18 protein-coding genes and 1 other RNA gene are annotated in these 18,523 nt (G+C 69.0%); 7 read left to right on the top strand and 12 right to left on the bottom strand.

Features of this window, described 5'->3' with window-relative positions:
- Window positions 1–115: 115 nt before the first annotated feature.
- Window positions 116–661 (bottom strand): TetR/AcrR family transcriptional regulator, encoded by a 546-nt coding sequence (locus CFP71_RS23805; RefSeq protein WP_093936168.1) that lies wholly within the window; start codon window positions 659–661, stop codon window positions 116–118.
- Window positions 662–704: 43 nt separating this feature from the next.
- Between CFP71_RS23805 and CFP71_RS23810 the strand changes: the two genes are divergently transcribed.
- Window positions 705–1,826: an FAD-dependent monooxygenase gene (locus CFP71_RS23810; protein WP_093936169.1), complete on the top strand. Its 1,122-nt coding sequence runs from the start codon at window positions 705–707 to the stop codon at window positions 1,824–1,826.
- Here CFP71_RS23810 and CFP71_RS23815 read toward each other — a convergent pair.
- Together CFP71_RS23815 and CFP71_RS23820 are read right to left on the bottom strand one after the other, a co-directional pair.
- Entirely contained in the window at window positions 1,771–2,445 is a 675-nt protein-coding gene (locus CFP71_RS23815; protein ID WP_093936170.1) for a response regulator transcription factor, read from the bottom strand. The genes CFP71_RS23810 and CFP71_RS23815 overlap by 56 nt on opposite strands.
- Window positions 2,420–4,024, bottom strand: a complete 1,605-nt coding sequence (locus CFP71_RS23820; protein ID WP_093936171.1) for a sensor histidine kinase — start codon at window positions 4,022–4,024, stop codon at window positions 2,420–2,422. Before CFP71_RS23820 ends, CFP71_RS23815 begins: the two co-directional genes overlap by 26 nt.
- Before the next feature lie 124 nt (window positions 4,025–4,148).
- Here CFP71_RS23820 and CFP71_RS23825 point away from each other — a divergent pair, with 124 nt between their 5' ends.
- Together CFP71_RS23825 and CFP71_RS23830 are read left to right on the top strand one after the other, a co-directional pair.
- Window positions 4,149–4,358, top strand: a complete 210-nt coding sequence (locus CFP71_RS23825) for a hypothetical protein (protein WP_005168441.1) — start codon at window positions 4,149–4,151, stop codon at window positions 4,356–4,358.
- Window positions 4,355–5,113: a hypothetical protein gene (locus tag CFP71_RS23830; protein ID WP_093936172.1), complete on the top strand. Its 759-nt coding sequence runs from the start codon at window positions 4,355–4,357 to the stop codon at window positions 5,111–5,113. Before CFP71_RS23825 ends, CFP71_RS23830 begins: the two co-directional genes overlap by 4 nt.
- Before the next feature lie 28 nt (window positions 5,114–5,141).
- Here CFP71_RS23830 and hutI read toward each other — a convergent pair whose 3' ends face one another.
- The 5 genes from hutI to hutH are packed head-to-tail and all read right to left on the bottom strand — an operon-like array spanning window position 5,142 to window position 11,961.
- Window positions 5,142–6,305 (bottom strand): imidazolonepropionase, encoded by a 1,164-nt coding sequence (gene hutI / locus CFP71_RS23835; protein ID WP_093936173.1) that lies wholly within the window; start codon window positions 6,303–6,305, stop codon window positions 5,142–5,144.
- Window positions 6,293–7,588 (bottom strand): formimidoylglutamate deiminase, encoded by a 1,296-nt coding sequence (locus CFP71_RS23840; RefSeq protein ID WP_093936174.1) that lies wholly within the window; start codon window positions 7,586–7,588, stop codon window positions 6,293–6,295. Before CFP71_RS23840 ends, hutI begins: the two co-directional genes overlap by 13 nt.
- Complete coding sequence (locus CFP71_RS23845; RefSeq protein WP_093936175.1) at window positions 7,585–8,781, bottom strand: allantoate amidohydrolase; 1,197 nt, start codon at window positions 8,779–8,781, stop codon at window positions 7,585–7,587. Before CFP71_RS23845 ends, CFP71_RS23840 begins: the two co-directional genes overlap by 4 nt.
- Window positions 8,778–10,430, bottom strand: coding sequence for a urocanate hydratase (hutU, locus tag CFP71_RS23850; RefSeq protein WP_093936176.1), 1,653 nt, complete (start codon window positions 10,428–10,430; stop codon window positions 8,778–8,780). The genes CFP71_RS23845 and hutU overlap by 4 nt, the downstream gene beginning before the upstream one ends.
- A gap of 4 nt (window positions 10,431–10,434) precedes the next feature.
- A complete protein-coding gene (hutH, locus tag CFP71_RS23855) occupies window positions 10,435–11,961 on the bottom strand; it encodes a histidine ammonia-lyase (protein ID WP_093936177.1) in 1,527 nt (508 codons plus the stop codon).
- A gap of 333 nt (window positions 11,962–12,294) precedes the next feature.
- Here hutH and CFP71_RS23860 point away from each other — a divergent pair, with 333 nt between their 5' ends.
- A complete protein-coding gene (locus CFP71_RS23860; RefSeq protein ID WP_093936208.1) occupies window positions 12,295–13,080 on the top strand; it encodes an IclR family transcriptional regulator in 786 nt (261 codons plus the stop codon).
- On the opposite strand, the gene CFP71_RS23865 is transcribed toward CFP71_RS23860, so the two are convergent.
- From CFP71_RS23865 to ssrA, 4 genes are all read right to left on the bottom strand, one after another.
- The gene (locus CFP71_RS23865; RefSeq protein WP_093936178.1) at window positions 13,068–13,283 is read right to left on the bottom strand and encodes a hypothetical protein; all 216 of its coding nucleotides are present in this window, start codon (window positions 13,281–13,283) and stop codon (window positions 13,068–13,070) included. The two genes, CFP71_RS23860 and CFP71_RS23865, sit on opposite strands and share 13 nt — an antisense overlap.
- Before the next feature lie 242 nt (window positions 13,284–13,525).
- On the bottom strand, window positions 13,526–14,332 hold the full coding sequence (locus CFP71_RS23870; protein WP_143267158.1) for a nucleotidyl transferase AbiEii/AbiGii toxin family protein: 807 nt from the start codon (window positions 14,330–14,332) through the stop codon (window positions 13,526–13,528).
- Window positions 14,301–15,308, bottom strand: coding sequence for a type IV toxin-antitoxin system AbiEi family antitoxin (locus tag CFP71_RS23875; protein ID WP_208636023.1), 1,008 nt, complete (start codon window positions 15,306–15,308; stop codon window positions 14,301–14,303). Before CFP71_RS23875 ends, CFP71_RS23870 begins: the two co-directional genes overlap by 32 nt.
- 141 nt (window positions 15,309–15,449) lie before the next feature.
- Window positions 15,450–15,822, bottom strand: a transfer-messenger RNA (tmRNA) gene (ssrA, locus tag CFP71_RS23880).
- 155 nt (window positions 15,823–15,977) lie between these two features.
- Between ssrA and CFP71_RS23885 the strand changes: the two genes are divergently transcribed.
- From CFP71_RS23885 to CFP71_RS23895, 3 genes are read left to right on the top strand one after another with little or no spacing between them, the layout of a single operon-like run.
- Window positions 15,978–16,673 carry a sensor domain-containing protein gene (locus CFP71_RS23885; RefSeq protein WP_093936181.1) on the top strand — a complete coding sequence of 232 codons (696 nt, stop codon included), beginning with the start codon at window positions 15,978–15,980 and terminating at the stop codon, window positions 16,671–16,673.
- Window positions 16,670–17,809 carry a sensor histidine kinase gene (locus tag CFP71_RS23890; RefSeq protein ID WP_093936182.1) on the top strand — a complete coding sequence of 380 codons (1,140 nt, stop codon included), beginning with the start codon at window positions 16,670–16,672 and terminating at the stop codon, window positions 17,807–17,809. The genes CFP71_RS23885 and CFP71_RS23890 overlap by 4 nt, the downstream gene beginning before the upstream one ends.
- Before the next feature lie 52 nt (window positions 17,810–17,861).
- The gene (locus tag CFP71_RS23895) at window positions 17,862–18,503 is read left to right on the top strand and encodes a response regulator transcription factor (RefSeq protein WP_093936183.1); all 642 of its coding nucleotides are present in this window, start codon (window positions 17,862–17,864) and stop codon (window positions 18,501–18,503) included.
- Window positions 18,504–18,523 lie beyond the last annotated feature (20 nt).

An 18,523-nucleotide genomic window follows, 5' to 3' on the forward strand; every position in this document is an offset into this window, starting at 1 on the left:
CAGGGACACTCAACGTCCCTATTTCCACACACCCCCTCGCGACAGCAAAGGTCCCTTGCTCCCTTCCCCGCCAAAACCGCAGGTCAGCGCCCCCGGCGATAGCAAAGGTCCCCTGCTACCCCGCCACCCCGAGCCCCGCCAGCACCTCCCTCGCCCCCGTCGTCAGCTCCCCGAGCCCCGGCGGCCGCAGTGAGCCGGTCCCGGCCAGCGCGTCGAAGATCATCCCGTCCAGCCACGCGACGAGCACCCGCGCGTGCCGCTCCGGCTCCGCCGAGCCGCGGCCGGCCAGCACCTCGGCGCACCGCCGCCGGATCATCAGCCCGCCGCGGTCGTACGCCTCGCGCAACTCCGGCCGCCGCGTCACCTCCAGCGCGAACTCGTACCGCGCGAGCATCCGCGTCCGCCCGCCCGTGATCGCCGCGTGCGCGAACCCCGCCACGTACTCGGCCAGCCCGCCGGGCGGCGGATCGAGGGTGACGTCGTCGAGTTCGACCATCCGTGAGATCGCCAGCTCAAGCAGCGCCGCCCGCGTCCGCGCGTAATACGACGTCGACCCCGACGGCAGCCCGGCGAACCGGTCGACCGCGCGATGCGTCAGCCCCCGCATTCCCTCGGCCGCGATCACTTCGATGGCCGCGTCCCCGATCGTCGCCTTTCGCACTCTACAAGTGTAGTAGTACTCTACACATGTAGAGGAGGTCGACATGCGCAAAGCGATCGTGGTCGGCGGAGGAATCGGCGGATTGACCGCGGCCATCGGGCTGCACGGCATCGGCTGGGAGGTCACCGTCCTGGAACGAGCCCCGGAGCTCACCGCCGTCGGCGCTGGCATCTCCCTGTGGCCGAACGCCCTGCGTTCGCTCGAAACGCTGGACATCCACCTCGGCGACCTGCGGGAACAGTCGTCGGGCGGCCTCCACGACCGCGAAGGCCGCCGCATCACCCGTTGGGACGCCGAGGCGTTCCGCCGTCATCACGGCCGCCCGCTCGCCGCCATCCACCGCGCCGATCTCATCGGCGCGCTCCGCGACGCCCTGCCCACCGGCAGCGTCCGCACCGGCACCGAGGTCACCGGATTCGACGACCTCGACGCGGACGTCGTCATCGCCGCCGACGGCATCCACAGCGGCGTCCGGAAACAGCTGTGGCCACGGCATCCCGAGCCGGTTTACAGCGGCAGCACCGCCTTCCGCGCGGTGACCACCCCTCCGCGCCCGGTCGAGCTCAGCACGAGCTGGGACGACGGCGCCGAGATCGGCGTGATCCCGTTGCACGACGGCCGTGTCTACTGGTGGGCGAGCTACGTCGCCGAAGCGGGAATCCGACACGCAGACCCGAAGTCGTACCTGAAGAACCGCTTCGGCGGCTGGCACGAACCCATTCCCGAGCTCATCGACGCGACAGAGCCCGAAACGCTGCTCCACCACGATCTCTACCTGCTCGGCACTCCCCTGCCCTCATACGTGAAAGGCCGCGTCGCCCTTCTCGGCGACGCGGCCCACGCGATGCCGCCCTTCCTCGGCCAGGGCGGCTGCCAGGCGATCGAAGACGCCGTCGTCCTCGCCGCCGCGCTCAGCACCGACGATGACATCGACACGGCGCTGAAGAGTTACGACGAGCAACGCCGCCCGCGCAGCCAGGGCGTCGTCAAAGCCTCGGTCCAAGCCGGGAAAATCGGGCCACAGCTGCGCAATCCGCTCGCCGTGGCCGTCCGGAACGGCGTGTTCCGCCTGCTCCCCGGCGCGCTCACCGCCCGTATCGGCGCCGGCGTCAGCGGCTGGATTCCTCCCGTTCCCCGCCGACCAGTCCCGCCTCGTACGCCGTGATCGCCGCCTGCACCCGGTTCCGGGCACCGAGCCGGTTGAGGATCGTGCTCACGTAGGCCTTCACGGTCCCCTCGACCACGAACAGTTTCGCCGCGATGTCCGCATTGGACAGTCCGGAACCGAGGAGCGCCAGCACTTCCTGCTCTCGCGGAGTCAGCTTGCCGATCAGTGTCTTCGCTTCTTCGGCACGCGACACCTGGTTGCCGGAGAACCGGGCGATGACCCGCTGCGCGACCTTCGGCGAGAGGAAGGCCGCGCCACCGGCGACAGCGTGGATCCCCGCGAGCAATTCGCGGGGATCACCGGATTTCAACAGGAATCCGCTCGCGCCGAGGCCCAGCGCGCGCTCGATGTAGGCGTCCTCGCCGAACGTGGTCAGCATGATCACGCCGATCTCCGGCAGCAGCCGCCGGATCTCCTCGGCGGCCTTGAGCCCGTCCATGACCGGCATCCGGATGTCCAGCAGCACGACATCCGGCCTGGTCGCGCGCACCTGCTCGATGGCGGCACTGCCGTTCTCGGCCTCCGCGACCACTTCGATCCCGGCGTCCGCCGCCAGGATCGCCGACACCCCGGCGCGGATCATCGCCTCGTCATCGGCCAGCACCACCCGGATCATCCGGGTTCCCCCTTTGCTCGTCTTCGGTGATCACGTCCTTCGCCACGAGTTTCCCGGCGGCGAAGCACAACCTGTAAGCCTCGTAGTTCAAGTTGAACACAGTGCGCTCTGTGCCGTAGTACTCACAGGTCGCCCCGGCGGGCACCGGCGGTTCCACCACGCGTGGCCGCGCGATCCGCTGGGCGCCGGGCAGGACGGACGCGAGTTCCGCCCGCGTCTGACCCGTCCGGATGCGGTCGTAGTCGCCGCCGGGCAGGACGGAGCGGTACCACTGGACGAGGAAGACGCTCCCGCTGATCGCGACCACCACGCCGAAGAGCCCGATCGGCACGACGATCGCCTGGATCAGGCTGCGCCGGACGTCACGGCGGGCGCGTTCCAGCTCCCTGGCCGAAAGGGACTGCCCCACCTCGGCGTCCATCGCCGCCTGACTCTCCGGCGATTCCTCCGACGGCGCCGCGTCGTGTGGCAAAGTCGCGCCGACCTCGAATCCGCCGTCGTGGGGGCCTGCCCGCAAGGTCCCGCCGACCAGCCGGACCCGCTCGCGCAGTCCGATCAGGCCCCGTTTGCCCGAGGTCCTGCCCGGCAGCGGTCCCGCGGGAGGCGCGGCGTTGGTGACCACGACGTCCGTCCGCCCCGCCGAACGCGTGACCCGGACGGTGACCGCGGCCCCCGGCGCGTGTTTCACCACGTTCGTGACCGATTCCTGGACCACGCGATACGCGGCGCGGTCGACCATCCGCGGCTCACCGTCCACCGGGCCGTCCACGGAGGACTCGATCAGCACGCCCGACGCCCTGGCGCGGTCGAGCAGGTCGTCGATGCTCTCGTGCACCGGTTCGGTCGGCGCGTCGTCCTCGCGCAGGACCCCGATGATCTCGCGCAGCCGCTCGGTCGCCGTCGCGGCGCTCTGCCGCAACTCGCCCGCGGCCTGCCGCTGAGGCTCGTCGAGCCCGCCCGCGACCTCCAGCGCCGCCGCGCGCACCGCGATGAGGCTCAGCTCGTGGCCCAGTGAGTCGTGCATGTCGCTGGCGATCCGGGTGCGCTCGCGCAGCCGCGCGCGATCGGCGACGAGGCGCTGACGGCTCTCCATCTCCTCGGCGCGGCGCCAGCCGTCGCGCGCCATGTCCTCACGCTGCCGGATGTACCGGCCCATCAGCCACGGCGTCACCGACGCGAAGACCAGGACACCGAGCAGCGCGCCCCAGGACGCGAACCCGTCCCTGCTCCACACCAGCGCGACAGGGATCGCGATCAGCGAAACGACGACGAAGAGGCGCAACATCGGCTTCGCGACCGGCTGCCGGTAGCCGGCGAGGTAACTCACCGCGACCAGGACGAACCCTTCCCAGACCGGCACGCGGCCGCCGAAGCTGCCCATGACCACGAAACTGGCGACCATCGCGATCCCGAGCGAGACCAGCGGGTACCGGCGCAACAGGGCGACCGCGGCGGTGGTCGCGGTGAGCCCGGCGAAGAGTTCCCAGGGCCTCGTGCTGGATCCGGCGTCGATGACCACCCAGCCGCAGAGCCCGAGCCACAGGGCGACGTCCATGATCAGCCGCCGCCCGCGCCGCACGGGCTCCTCAACGTCCTTCACGGGCTGGACGCTACAAGTCGCGCCGAACCGTCCGCCATGGACGAAAGTAAAGGTCCCCCGATCATCGGGTCTCCGCCGGATTCATGAGGCATGATGATCGACCATGGCCGAGCGCACACTCACCGGCCAGCTAGGCGGTCCTGTCCCGGCAGGCATCGAAGCGCTGGCCGACAACGAAAAGCAGGACCTCTCCGACGCGTTGCGCGATGCGCGCCACCGTCAGGCCAAGGCTTTGGCCGAGGCGGGCGAAGAGGGCCTGAAGTACGTACCCGCCCTTCTGCGCGGCACCATCCGCAAGGTGGTGGGCCTGTGACCACCGAAAACTTCGCCGCGCAGGCGGAGATCCTCAAACTGGCCCGTGTCCTCGGCACCAGCCCCGAACGGCTCTCCTACCTGGAGAACGTGGACGCGGCGGAGCTCCAGGCGTTCCGCGAGCAGGTCACGGACACGCTGTTCGACGCCAATCTCGCCGCCCTCGAACGGATGGCGATGACGAGCAAGCTCGTCCCGAGCCCGATCCTCGCGAAGATCGCCGAGAAGGTCTTCGGCCCGCTTCTGTGCGCGCGGATCGCCGGGCTCGTGGACGTCTCTCGCGGCGTCGACGTCGCGAAGCGCCTGAAGCCGCAGTTCCTGTCCGACGTCGCGGCCGAACTGGACCCGCGCCGCGCGAGCGCGATCATCGCGCGCATCCCACTCGACACCGTCGTCGCGGTCGCCGACGAACTGGTGCGCCGGGAGGACTGGATCACCGTCGGCCGCTTCGTCGGCCACCTGCCCGACCCGACGGTGCGCCGGGCCCTCGGCGTGATCGGCGACAAGGCACTGATCCGGATCGCGTTCGTCCTCGACGACAAGAGCCGGATCGATCACGTCCTCGGGCTGCTCTCCGAGGCCCGGTTCCGCGGTCTCCTGGAGGTCGCGGCCGCCGACGAGGACCTGTGGGCGCCGGTGCTCGACCTGCTCACCCACCTGAGCGAGAAGCGCGTCGAGCAGTGGTCCCACCTGCTCGACAAACTCCCGCCCGCCCTGCGTGAGCGGGTTCAGGAGACCCTCGACCAGGCCTCCTGACCGCCGGGGGAGCAAGGGACCTTTGCTATCACTTTGACGCGAAACCGCTGGTCAGCAGCTCCCCACGGCGCCACACAGCCGCCGTCAGCGGCACCCCGGGCCGGTAAGCCAGGTGCGTCGTCGAAGGCGCCTCCAGCACCTGAAGGTCGGCACGCGCTCCAGGCCGCACGAAGCCCACATCGTCACGCCGAAGAGCGCGAGCGCCGCCCGCCGTCGCCGACCACACGGCCTCGTCGATCGTCATCCGCATCTGCAGCACCGCGGTCGTGACACAGAACGCCATCGACGTCGTGTACGAACTGCCCGGGTTCGCGTTGCTGGCCAGCGCGACCGTCGCCCCCGCGTCCAGCAGCCGCCGCGCCGGCGCCAACGGCTGCCGGGTCGACAGGTCGCACGCCGGCAACAGCGTCGCGACGGTGTCCGAAGCAGCGAGAGCCTCGACGTCCGCTTCGCTCAGGTACGTGCAGTGGTCGACACTCGCCGCCCCCAGCTCGACGGCGAGCCGCACGCCGGGCCCCTCCCCCAGTTGGTTCCCGTGCACCCGCAACCCGAGACCGCGTTCCCGCGCCGCCTTCAGCACCCGGCCGGACTGCGCTTCGTCGAACGCACCGGTCTCGCAGAACACGTCCGCCCATCGCACGAGCGGCGCCACGGCGTCGAGCATGTCGCCGCACACCAGGTCCACGTAGGACTCCGCGTCCGCGCCCAGCGGCACCAGATGCGCGCCGAGGAACGTGACCTCGTCGGCCACCGCGGCGGCGATCCGCGCCGACCGTGCCTCGTCTTCGACGTTGAGCCCGTAGCCGGTCTTCGTCTCCAGGCAGGTCGTGCCCTGCTTCGCGGCTTCGTCGACGTGGCGCCGCAGGTTCGCCGCGAGCTGCTCGTCGGACGCCGACCGCGTCGCGTCGACGGTGACCGCGATCCCCCCGGCGCTGTACGCCTTCCCTGCCATCCGCGCCTCGAACTCGGCCGTCCGGTCACCGGCGAACACCAGGTGCGTGTGGCTGTCCACCCAGCCCGGCAGCACCGCACGGCCGCCGACGTCGATCCGCTCGTCCGCGTCGGGCGCGTCCGCCGCCGGGCCGACCCACGCGATCGTCTCGCCCTCGATGACGACGGCCGCGTCGCGGAGTTTGCCCAGCTCGGCGTCGTTAGTGGTGAGCTCGCCGATACCCGTGATCAGGACTGCCACAATGCCTCGATCTCCTTGGCCAAGACCGTTTCCGGCCGGTCGATCAGCTGGTGCACGCCATCGCGGACGATCTCACGCCCAGCGACGACGACATTCCGCACATCCGCGCCGGACGCGGCGAAGACCACCCCGGACGGCTCGATCCCGGCGGTCCGCATCGAACCGAGCCTGACCGTGACCAGATCGGCGCCCGCGCCCGGCGCCAGTTCGCCGACCTCGTCCCAGCCGATCGCCCCGTGATCCGTCGCCGCCGAGAGAAGTTCCTCCGCGGAGAACCGGCCACGCTGTTCGCTGGCGAGCCGCTCGTTCAGCTCCAGCGCCCGGGTTTCCTCGAACGCGTCGACGATCGCGTTGCTGTCGCTGCCGACGCACAGCCGCACCCTCGCGTCCAGCAACGTCCGCGCCTGGCCGATCCCGTCACCGAGATCCCGCTCGGTCGTCGGGCAGAAACACGCGCGACTCCGGGCCGCGCCCAGCCGCTCGACGTCGAGCGGCGTCAGATGTGTCGCGTGCACCGCGGTCAGCCGATCGCCGAGCACCCCGTGGTCGTGGAGCAGCTCTGTCGGCGTCCTGCCATACGCCGCCAGGCATTGCTCGTTTTCGGCCCGCTGCTCGGAAAGATGGATGTGCAGCGGTCCGGTGCCACGATCCACTTCGGACAGTTGATCTTCGGGAACGGCGCGCACCGAATGGATCGCGCCCCCTACCCGGAACGTCTCCCCTTCACGCAATTCGCCGACTCGTTGCGCCCATTTCGTAGCCGATCCGTCGGAGAAGCGCCGCTGCACCTCGTCCGGTTCGATGCCGATGCCACCCGCCAGGTAGCACGTGTCGAGGAGCGTGAGCCGGATCCCGGCGTCCGCGGCGGCCTGCCGCAGCGCCTCACCCATCGCGTTCGGCTCGGCGTAAGGCTTTCCGCCCGGCGCGTGGTGCAGGTAATGGAACTCGCCGACACTCGTGTACCCGGCCAGCACCATCTCGGCGTAAACCCCGCGCGCCAGGCGATAGTACGAATCCGGCTCCAGCCGGGACGCGAGCGAATACATCCGCTCGCGCCACGTCCAGAACGTCCCGCGGTCATGATGCGTCCGGCCACGCAGCGCGCGATGGAACGCGTGCGAATGCCCGTTGGCGAAGCCCGGCAAGGTCAGTCCACTCAGGACGGTTCCTTCGCGCGGCGCGTTCGCCGTCACGGAAGTGATCTTCCCGCCGTCGACCTCGATCCGGACGGCGTCGGCGATCCCGTGCGGCAACCAGGCGCGCTCACACCAATATGTCGTCATGTCGACAGTTTCTCCAGGACGCCCGCGAGCGCGCGGGCGCCGTGGTCGACGTCCTCCGCCTCCGAGAACTCCTCCGGGGAATGGCTGATCCCGGTCGGATTGCGCACGTAGAGCATCCCGGACGGGACGAATCCGGCGAGGATCGCCGCGTCGTGCCCGGCCCCGGTCGGCAGCTCCGGCGGCCCGCCCAGCCAGGTGCCCAGGTCGCGGCGCAGCGCGTCGTCGAAGATCACGTCGTCCGAGTAGGACTCCCTGGTGACCTCGACACGGCAGCCTTCCTGACCGGCGGCCTCCTCGGCGAGTTTCGCGATCTCCGCGACCAGTTCGGGCGTGCTCGTGCCGGGAACCCGCGCGTCCAGCCAAAGGTCCACAGTGGACGCGATGACGTTGGTACCGCCGGGAACCGGTATGAGCCTGCCGACCGTTGCCCTGGCGTCGGCCGTCGCCTTCGCGAGTTTCCGCACGGCGAGGACGGTCTCGGCCGCCGGGATCATCGGGTCGCGGCGATCGCCGATCAGCGTCGCACCGGCGTGATTTCCCTGCCCATGGAAGGAGAATCGCCATCGTCCGTGCGCGATCACCGTATTGCCGACCGCGACCGGCGAGCCGAGGTCGATCAGTCCGCGTCCCTGCTCGACGTGCAGTTCGAGGAACCGCCCGATCAGGCCGAGACGCTCCGGGTCGCGGCCGACGAGTTCGGGATCGAAACCGGATTTCGCCGCCGCTTCGGCGAACGTGACGCCGTCGGGGTCACGCAGCCCGCGTGCCTTGTCCGCGTCGATGGTCCCGGTCAGCAGCCGCGAGCCGAGGCACGGAACACCGAAGCGGCCGCCTTCTTCCTCGGCGAAGACCACGACGGCGAACGGTTTGGCGGGGCGGAAACCCTTGGCCTGAAGGATCTCCACCGCGTCGAGCGCGCTCGCGACCCCGAGCGGGCCGTCGAAGGCGCCGCCGCCGGGCACCGAGTCGAGATGGCTTCCGGTGACGACCGCGTCCGGGCCGGGTGTGCCCCACCAAGCCCAGATGTTGCCGTTGCGGTCGGTCTCGACGCCCAGTCCCAGCCGTCCGGCGCGTTCCACGAACCACGCGCGCAGTTCGGTTTCGGCCGCGTCGAAAGCGTGGCGGGAATAGCCGCCGCGCTTCGGGTCACGGCCGACGTCCGAGATCTCCTCCAGCAGCGAGGACGCGGTCACTCGGCGTCCCGCATCGGCACGCGCACGCCGCGCTCGTCGGCGACGTCGGCGGCGCGGTCGTAGCCGGCGTCCACGTGCCGGATGACGCCCATGCCCGGGTCGTTGGTGAGCACGCGCTCGAGTTTCTGCGCGGCCAGCAGGGTTCCGTCGGCCACGCTGACCTGGCCCGCGTGGATGGAGCGGCCCATGCCGACACCGCCGCCGTGGTGGATCGACACCCAACTGGCGCCCGAGGAGGTGTTGACCAGCGCGTTCAGCAACGGCCAGTCGGCGATCGCGTCGGAACCGTCGGCCATGCCCTCGGTCTCGCGGTACGGCGAGGCGACGCTGCCCGAGTCGAGGTGGTCCCGGCCGATGACGACCGGCGCCTTCAGTTCACCGCTGGCGACCATCTCGTTGAAGCGCAAGCCCGCCAGGTGCCGCTCGCCGTAGCCGAGCCAGCAGATCCGCGACGGAAGTCCCTGGAAGGCGACGCGTTCACCGGCGAGGCGGATCCAGCGTGCGAGGGATTCGTTCTCCGGGAACAGTTCCAGCATCGCGCGGTCGGTGGCCGCGATGTCCTCGGGGTCACCCGACAGCGCCGCCCAGCGGAACGGGCCGTTGCCCTCGCAGAACAGCGGGCGAATGTAGGCGGGCACGAAGCCCGGGAAGTCGAACGCGCGCTCGCAGCCGCCGAGTTTCGCCTCACCCCGCAACGAGTTGCCGTAGTCGAAGACCTCGGCGCCCTTGTCGAGGAAGCCGAGCATCGCCTCGACGTGCTCCGCCATCGACTCACGGGCGCGTTCGGTGAACTCGTCGGGCTTCTTGTCCGCGTAGTCCTGCCACTCGTCGACGCCGATACCCTTGGGCAGATAGGAAAGCGGGTCGTGCGCGGAGGTCTGGTCGGTGACGATGTCGACCTCGACGCCACGGCGCAGGAGTTCCGGCAGCACCTCGGCGGCGTTGCCGACGACGCCGACGGACAGCGCGCGCTTCTCCTTCTTGGCGGCTTCCACGCGGCGGATCGCGTCGTCGAGGTCGTCGGCGACCTCGTCGAGGTAGCGGGTCTCGACGCGGCGGTGGGCGCGCTGCGGGTCGCATTCGATGACGAGCGCGACGCCGTCGTTCATCGTGACGGCCAGCGGCTGCGCGCCGCCCATGCCGCCGAGTCCGGCGGTGACGGTGAGCGTTCCCTTGAGGGTCCCGCCGAAACGCTTCTTGGCGACAGCGGCGAAGGTTTCGTAGGTGCCCTGCAGGATTCCCTGCGTGCCGATGTAGATCCAGGAACCCGCGGTCATCTGGCCGTACATGGTCAGGCCCTGGGCCTCCAGGCGGCGGAATTCCGGCCACGTCGCCCAGTCGCCGACGAGGTTGGAGTTCGCGATGAGCACCCGCGGCGCCCATTCGTGCGTGCGGAACACGCCGACCGGCTTGCCGGACTGGACGAGCAGCGTCTCGTCACTGTCCAAAGTGATCAGTTCGCGGGTGATCGCGTCGAAGCTGGCCCAGTTACGGGCGGCCTTGCCGGTGCCGCCGTAGACGACCAGGTCCTCCGGGCGCTCGGCGACGTCGGGGTCGAGGTTGTTGTGGAACATCCGCAACGCGGCTTCGGTCTGCCAGTTCTTCGCGGTGAGCGTGGTGCCTCGGGCGGCACGGACCGTGCGGGTCATGGGCTCAGACCTCCAATTGGGCCGCGGCGAGGACGGCACCCGACGCGACGAGTTCTTCGGCGGCGGCGATCTCCGGCGCCAGATGACGGTCGGGGCCGGGGCCCTCGACCTTGGTACGGACGAGATCCCGGACCCGGCCGGTGACCGGCGACGGGACCAGGGGCGCGCGCATGTCGAGGGCGCGCGCGGCGGTGAGCAGTTCGATGGCGAGGACGGTGTTGAGCCCCTCGACGGCCTTGCGCAGCTTGCGCGCGGCGGACCAGCCCATGGAGACGTGGTCTTCTTGCATGGCGCTGCTCGGGATCGAGTCGACCGACGCCGGCACCGCGAGTCGCTTGAGTTCGCTGACCACGGCGGCCTGCGTGTACTGGGCGATCATGTGGCCGGAGTCGACACCGGGATCGAACGCGAGGAAGGGCGGCAAGCCGTGCGAGCGGGCCTTGTCGAGCATCCGGTCGGTGCGGCGCTCGGCGATGCTGGCGACGTCCGCGAGCGGGATGGCGAGGAAGTCGAGCACGTACGCGACCGGGGCGCCGTGGAAGTTGCCGTTGGACTCGACGCGGCCGTCGGACAACACGACCGGGTTGTCGACCGCGGAGTGAAGTTCACGCTCCGCGACGAGTTCGGCGTGCGTGAGGCTGTCGCGTGCGCCGCCGTGCACCTGGGGCGCGCAGCGGAGGGAGTACGCGTCCTGGACACGGTTGCAGTCCGGGCCGCGGTGGCTCTCGACGATCTTCGAGTCCTGAAGCGCCGTCCACATCCGCTGGGCGCTCCGTGCCTGTCCGGGGTGCGGGCGCAGGGCCTGGAGGTCGGCGGCGAAGGCGCGATCGGTGCCGAGGAGCGCTTCGACGCTCATCGCCGCGGTGATGTCGGCCGTGTCGAAAAGCTTGCGCAGGTCGGCAGCGGCCAGCAGGAGCATGCCGAGCATGCCGTCGGTCCCGTTCGTGAGGGCTAGGCCCTCCTTCTCCGCGAGAACGACCGGCTCGATCCCGGCGTGCTTCAGCGCGACGCCGGCCTGGACGACTTCGCCGTTGTACTCGACTTCGCCCTCCCCCATCAGCGCCAGCGCGACGGCGGCCAAGGGCGCGAGGTCACCGGAGCAGCCGAGGGAGCCGTACTCGTGGACGAGCGGGGTGATCCCGGCGTTGAGCAGGGAGGCAAGCGCTTGCGCGGTCTTCGGCCGGACGCCGGTGTAGCCGCTGGTGAGGGTGCGGAGGCGCAGCAGCATCAGCGCCCGCACGACCTCGGTCTCCACGACCGGCCCGGCGCCCGCCGCGTGCGAACGGATCAGCGACCGCTGCAAAGCGGTGCGGCTCTCCAGAGGGATATGCCTGGTGGCGAGCGCACCGAAGCCCGTCGAAACGCCGTACGTCGGCGTCTCGGCATGGGCGAGGTCGTCGATGTGCTGACGCGTCGCGGCGAGGTTCTTCTCGGCCGCTTCGCTGACCGCGACGGGCGAGTGGTCACGGGCGACCGCGACGACCTGTTCGGGCCGAAGCGGTTCTGACCCCAGAAGTACGGTTTCCGGCATAGCCCCATTGGACAACGCCATGCCCGCTGGTGGGCGGCCCCAACCGGTGGTTGTGTCTGGTATCCAAGACACACCACGCGATAGCAAGGGACCTTTGCTATCGCGGGCAGGGGGTGTGTGGAAATAGGGACGTTGAGTGTCCCTATTTCCACACACCACACACGCTGGGTAACCATGCCTACTGACCGTGTGGATTTTGTTGCGTTGGACGCACCGAAATCCACACAGTCGCCATAAGGAGAGCAAGGGACCTTTGCTATCACTTCTCTCAACGTCGAGACAGGTGATAGCAAAGGTCCCTTGCTCCCGCCGCCGGAAGAACAGGAGGTCGACGTGGGTGACAGCAGCGAAGTACCGGCGCTCAGACGCGGCCTCGGCATCCTTCGCGCGCTCGCAGCCCGTCCCGGCCCGGTGTCGGCGGCCGCGATCGCGCGCGAACTCGGCCTCCCGCGTTCGACGACGTATCACCTGCTCGCCGAGCTGGAGGCCGCCGGTTTCGTGACACACCTGCCCGCCGAGCGCCGGTACGGCCTCGGCATCGCCGCGTTCGAACTCGGCTCGGCCTACCTGCGGCACGACCCACTCGAACGGCTCGCGGTCCCGCTGCTGCGCAAACTCGCCGACCGCGTCGGCCACACCGCACATCTAGGCGTACTGCACGGCAACGAGTCGCTTTACCTGGTCAAGGAGCGACCCACCCGCCCGGAAACCCTGGTGACCGAGGTCGGCGTCCGGCTGCCGGGGCAGCTCACGGCGTCAGGCAGGGCGATACTCCGCCACTTGCCGTCGCCCCACGTGCGCGCGCTCTTCCCGGCCGCGTCGGCGTTCATCCTGCGCACCGGCCGCGGCCCGCGCACGCTCGCCGAACTGCGCCGCACGCTGAACGCGGAAGGCAGACTCGGCTGGGCGGTCGAAGACGGCCATGTCACCGAAGGATTCGCCTCGGTCGCCTGCCCGGTCTTCGATCACGGCGGCCGGCCGATGGCCGCGATCAGCGTGACCCTCCGCCATCTCTGCCCGGGGGCCGAGGGCTGCGAGGAAACTTGGCCTGAGCTGGCCGAAGAGGTCCGCCTGACCGCGGCCGAACTGACCACTCGGATCGGGGGTCAGGTGCGCTGAACGTGCTTCTTCTGGACTCCTTCGAGCCCGAGCATCGCCAGCAGTTCCGCGCAGTCGATGGCGTCCGAGGCATGCCCCGCGACAGTCCTGGCGGCTCTGCCGTTCTGCAGGGTGAGGCGGACTTCTTCCTCCGCGCGCACACCGGCCATCCGGCTCTGGTCTTCTGCGGGATCGGGACGACTGGAGTGCCTGGCCCAGGTCATCTGCCACCTTCTTCCGGCCCTCCGGCGACACGGGGTCGTTTCGTTAGAGGGCCATGGTCGGACACTCAGCATGACACCTCGCCCAACCAAGATCACCATTGAGGGTGAATCGAGATGAAATCGACCTTGATTTAGCTACTCTCCGTGATTCAGAAAATTCTCCAAAGATCGTTGGGTGGTGCGCCTGCCCCGTCGGCAAAAAGGAACTTCGAAGTCCGCAGGGGATGCACGCGATCAAGAAGCTAAGCGCCAAAGGAACTCGCCTCTTTTATGCCGTCGGCCAGCGCTTCGACAAGGCGCCCTCTCCGCGGCAGACGAACGTCGTTGGCCAACCGAGCCAGTACGTCATCGTCGCCGACGATGCCGAGCAGTACCGCGACGCCCTCGAGATCGAGCAGACCCGGCATGTGCGAACCCAGCAGCCAGGCTCCCGCGAGCGCGGGGTCATAGCCGTTCCGCTCGAGAACTTCGAGTTCCTCGCCATAGAGCCGATCCAAGTACGGCCCCGATGAGTACCAGCCGATCATCGTCCCGAGATCGATGGCGTCGCGCGTGGTCTCCACACGCCGATCCCACCACGTCAGCAGCTTGAGCAAAGCCAGCGCCGGCACCGCGGGAACCTTGATGACGAGCCCACCCGGCAGGAGCACCGGCTCGGCCGATGCCACGGCTTCCCTCAGCCCACGGACATTCATGCGATGGTCGTCGGGCCAGAGGATGGTCCGGTCTTCGTCTTCGATAGCACCGTATGGCAGCACATCCACCTCGACGCCTTCCACCAGAAACGAATGCGCGCTCCTGCCATACGGTTCCAGCCGGCTCACGAACTGTTCGAAGTCGTCCCAGGTACCCATCGCGGCGGCGATATCGATGTCCTCGGTGGCCCGTTCGGGTGGGCCACCGACCAGCCCTATCGACAGAATCGTGCGTGCCGTCGCCCCGACCACGAGGTAGTCGACCGCCTCGGCACGGGCGATGGCATCCACCCGGGCCAGCACTCTCGCGGCGAGAAGGATTTCAGGTTCGGTCGATGCGCTTAAGTCGATCATCACCGCTCCGAATCCGGTCTCCGTGCTCGCGCTGGCGCGGATCCCCCGAGGCCAACAGGTCCGCGTAAATCAGCGGGGACGGCACGATCCAGGACTCCGGTTCGGGCGCTTGCCAGAACTTGGTCCGGAAATACACGTTGCCGTCGTTTTCCGTCCGGGCCAAGCGATGCCTGCCGATGAGCTGCACCGGCAGCCTGGTGGCGTAAAGCGTGAGCGAGGCCGGCCGCAGATGCGAGTCGAGCAGGCTCGCCCCGGCTTCCCCTCCCACCTGGACTCCCTGGGAAAGCAGATCGGCTTCCGCGCCGCGCCACCATGAAAGGTCGGCCGCGGCGAAGTCACCGAGAGCCAGCGCGGCGTCCAAGGTGATCGAGTACGCCTCCGACCATCGGTCGAGCAGTTCGGCTCCGCGGGCAAGCCGCCGCTCGTTCCCACGCTCGTACAAGTAGCCGGCGCCGGTGAGCTCATCGATGACCGTCTTGACCGTGCCGAGCGACACACCGCTCATCTCGGCCAACCGACGGTAGGGAAAGGCTGTCGTCTCCGGCCAGCTGAGAAGGACGAACAGGACCTGAAGACCGGCCCTGCCGAAGGCTCCTGCGCCGCGCGAGGAGGCTCGTCCGGCGGGCATGGCCGGCTTGCGACGACCCCGGACGTCGATCAGGACGTCATCCCAGACGAGGTGGGCGTTGCCCGCGGTGTCCACGTAGTCGATCCTTCGGGCACGCAGCCGCTCGGCGACAGGTTCACTGAGGTACGTGGTGAACAGCAGCGGCGGAGGCTCCGACGGGAAGTGGACCGCCGTGGCCAGCTCCGCGGTCATCCGCTGCTTGATCTCGACCCCGTAGGTCCGGGCAGCGCCGGATGCCGTCGTGAGCCGCACGAGGGCATCCACCTGACGGCCCTGCTCCCGCACTTCGGCGAGCACTTCGAGCCGGAGCCCCAGCTCCTGGAGCCGGGAGCGCGCTTCGGCGGACAAGCCCCCTTCGTTCAGCGAGCCTGAATGTTCATTTGAATTGAACATGACCATATTTTGAACACGTCTCCGCCTTCACCGCAACCCATCCGAGGGCCGGAAACGGGAAACGGCGAGTGCTCGTACGAGCACTCGCCGTTCGACCAGTGGAGGTGCCGGGAATTGAACCCGGGTCCTCTGGCGTATCACCAGGACTTCTCCGTGCGCAGTCCGCTATGTCTCTACTTGGCCCCTTCAGTCACGCGAACAAGCTGAAGTGACGAGCCCAGCCACTGTTTGATTCCCAACCACACCCCGCAGCCGAGTGTGGCGGTAAGCCTCCTAGCTGATGCCGGTGACCGGGTCGGAGGCGACCCCGGACCGACAGAGTTGCTCTACTGCTTAGGCAGCAAGAGCGAACTCGCGCTGGCTCTTAGGCTCGGCGCTTATTGGTTTGCGATGACGCTTACGGTGGTCTCTCGCCTGCACCGGCACGCTTCTCCTGATTCAACGTCCAAAGTCGAAACCGTTCACCCCCTTGGTGGGACACAACCTGTACATCATAACGCGGTCGGCAACCGGGTTAATCCCGCAGGTGGGGCTAGCCCCACCTGGGAGATGCCCGTGGGCACCATGTCACCGGGCGCCCCTGCGCGCGATGCTTGTCTCCTCGATCAGGAGAGGAGCACGACCATGAGTTCGCTAGCGGCCGAGCGGGAGCTGAGCAGGTCCGATCCGTCGTTCGGCGGCTCGCTGGTCTACCTGCTGATGAACCTGCCGATGGGCGTGTGCGCCTTCGCGCTCCTGATGGCGTTCATCTGGGCGGGGATCGGCACGGCGATCGTCTGGATCGGGCTGCCCATCCTCGCGCTGGTGATCCTGACCGTCCGCGGGGCGGCCCGGATGGAGCGCGCCAGGGTGTACGCGCTGCTCGACCGCTACATCGACCTGCCGTACCTCCCGCTGCCCGCCGCCGCCCAGTCGGTGCGCTGGAAGGCGCGGTTGAAGGACAGCTCGACCTGGCGAGACCTCGGCTACTTCTTCCTGCTCTTCCCGCTCGGGATCATCGAGTTCGTGCTGGTCGCGGTGTTCTGGTCGACCAGTCTCGGGCTCGCGGGCCTGCCGATCTACTACCGTTTCCTGCCCGGCGGCGAGTATCGCTTCCCGAACTGGGAGAACGCGTGGTTCACCGTCGACTCGACGGTCTCGGCGCTGCCTTGGGCGGCTCTCGGCGTGTTGTGCGTCGCCCTGTCGGTAGCGTTGACGAAGGCGCTGGCAGGGCTGCATGCCCGGCTGGCGGCGGCGCTGCTCGGGCCGACTCACGCCCAGCGCCGCCGTCTGGAGGATTCATGGGGCGAGGTTCCGACGATGAGCACGGTGCGCGGATGACGATCGATCAGCAGGTACAGCACGTCGACATCCCGCGGCCGCGACCGTTGAGGTCGATCGTCTACATGTTCGTCAGCTTCTTGTTCCGGCTGCTCCAGTTCGTCTTGATCATCGTCGGCCTCGCGGTCGGCATCGGGACGGCGGTGGTGTGGATCGGCTTCCCGATCCTCATGGCCACGACCAACTTCATCCGCTGGTCCGCCGACCGGGAGCGGGGCTGGGCACGGAAGATGCTCGAAACCCCGCTGGAGCCTGTCGAGCGTCTCCCCGTCGAAGGGCTTTCGCTGGTCAAACGCTGGCTGACCCGGCTGACCGACCCGACGACGTGGCGTGACCTCGCCTACCTGATGGTGGCGTTCCCGCTGGCCTGCGTCGAGTTCCCGATCGCGATCGCGTCGATCGTGCTGCTGCCGATGGCGATCTGGGTGACCCCGTGGATCGGCTGGCTGCACGGCAACCTCGCGTTCTCCCTGCTCGGCCCGAACCGCACCCAGAAGCTGGAGCAGAAGGCCGAGCGGCTGCAAGCATCGCGGGCTCGCGGTGTCGACGCCGCCGAGGCCGAGCGCCGCCGCATCGAGCGCGACCTGCACGACGGCGCCCAGCAGCGACTGGTCGCGGTCGCGATGAGCCTGGGCCGCGCGAAGTCGAAGTTCGACCAGGACCCGGACGCCGTGCGCGAACTGATCGACGAGGCGCACCTCGACGCGAAGCTGGCGGTGTCGGAACTGCGCGATCTCGCCCGGGGCATCTACCCGGCCGTGCTCGGGGACCGTGGCCTCGACGCGGCGCTGTCCGCGCAGGCCGCGAAATCCCCGATCCACGTCGATGTGGAGGTGGACGTCGAACCCCGTCCGCCGGCCGCGGTCGAGACGACGGCGTACTTCATCGTCGGCGAGACGCTGACGAACATCGCGAAGCACTCGGGCGCGACCGAGGCGGGCGTGAAGGTGTGGCGCACCGACTCGATGGTGATCGTCGAGATCACCGACAACGGTCACGGCGGCGCCGAAGTCCGTCCTGGTGGCGGGCTCGCCGGGCTCGCCGACCGCGCGGCCACGATCGACGGCGTGATCACCGTCGTCAGCCCGCCGGGTGGCCCGACGGTGATTCGCGCCGACCTGCCGTGCCAGTGGTGACCCGTTCGTGAGTGAATAGGCCCTGCCGTTCACTCACGAACCTGGGGGCAGGATGCGGGTCGTCATCGCCGAAGACGCTGTGCTGTTGCGCGCGGGGGTGATCCGACTGCTCGCCGACGAGAACATCGAGACCGTCGCCGCCGTGGACAACGGCGACGACCTGCTCGGCGCGGTCAAGGAGCACCGGCCGGATCTCGCCATCGTCGACGTCCGGATGCCGCCCACGTTCACCGACGAAGGTCTCCGCGCGGCGCTGGGCGCCCGTGAAGCCGTCCCCGGTCTGCCCGTTCTCGTGCTTTCCCAGTACGTCGAAGAGAGCTACGCCGTCGAACTGCTGTCCGGCGGCGCGGGCGGAGTCGGTTACCTGCTCAAGGAACGCGTCGCGGACGTCGGCGACTTCCTCGACGCGGTCGAACGTGTCGCCGGCGGCGGCACGGCCATCGATCCGGACGTCATCGCGCAGCTGATGGCGCGCGGCCGCAAGAACCCGCTCGACGCGCTCACCGCCCGCGAATCCGAGGTGCTGGGGCTGATGGCGCAGGGCCTGTCGAACACCGCGATCGCGAACTCGCTCGTCGTCTCGCACGGCGCCGTCGAGAAGCACATCGGCAACATCTTCTCGAAGCTCGGCCTCGAAGCGAGTTCGGTGGAACACCGCCGGGTCCGCGCGGTGCTCACTTACTTAGGACGCTGAAGTAGCTCTTGGTGGCGACG

Origin of the sequence: Amycolatopsis thailandensis, from assembly GCF_002234405.1 — a bacterium.
Classification (GTDB): Bacteria; Actinomycetota; Actinomycetes; order Mycobacteriales; family Pseudonocardiaceae; genus Amycolatopsis; species Amycolatopsis thailandensis.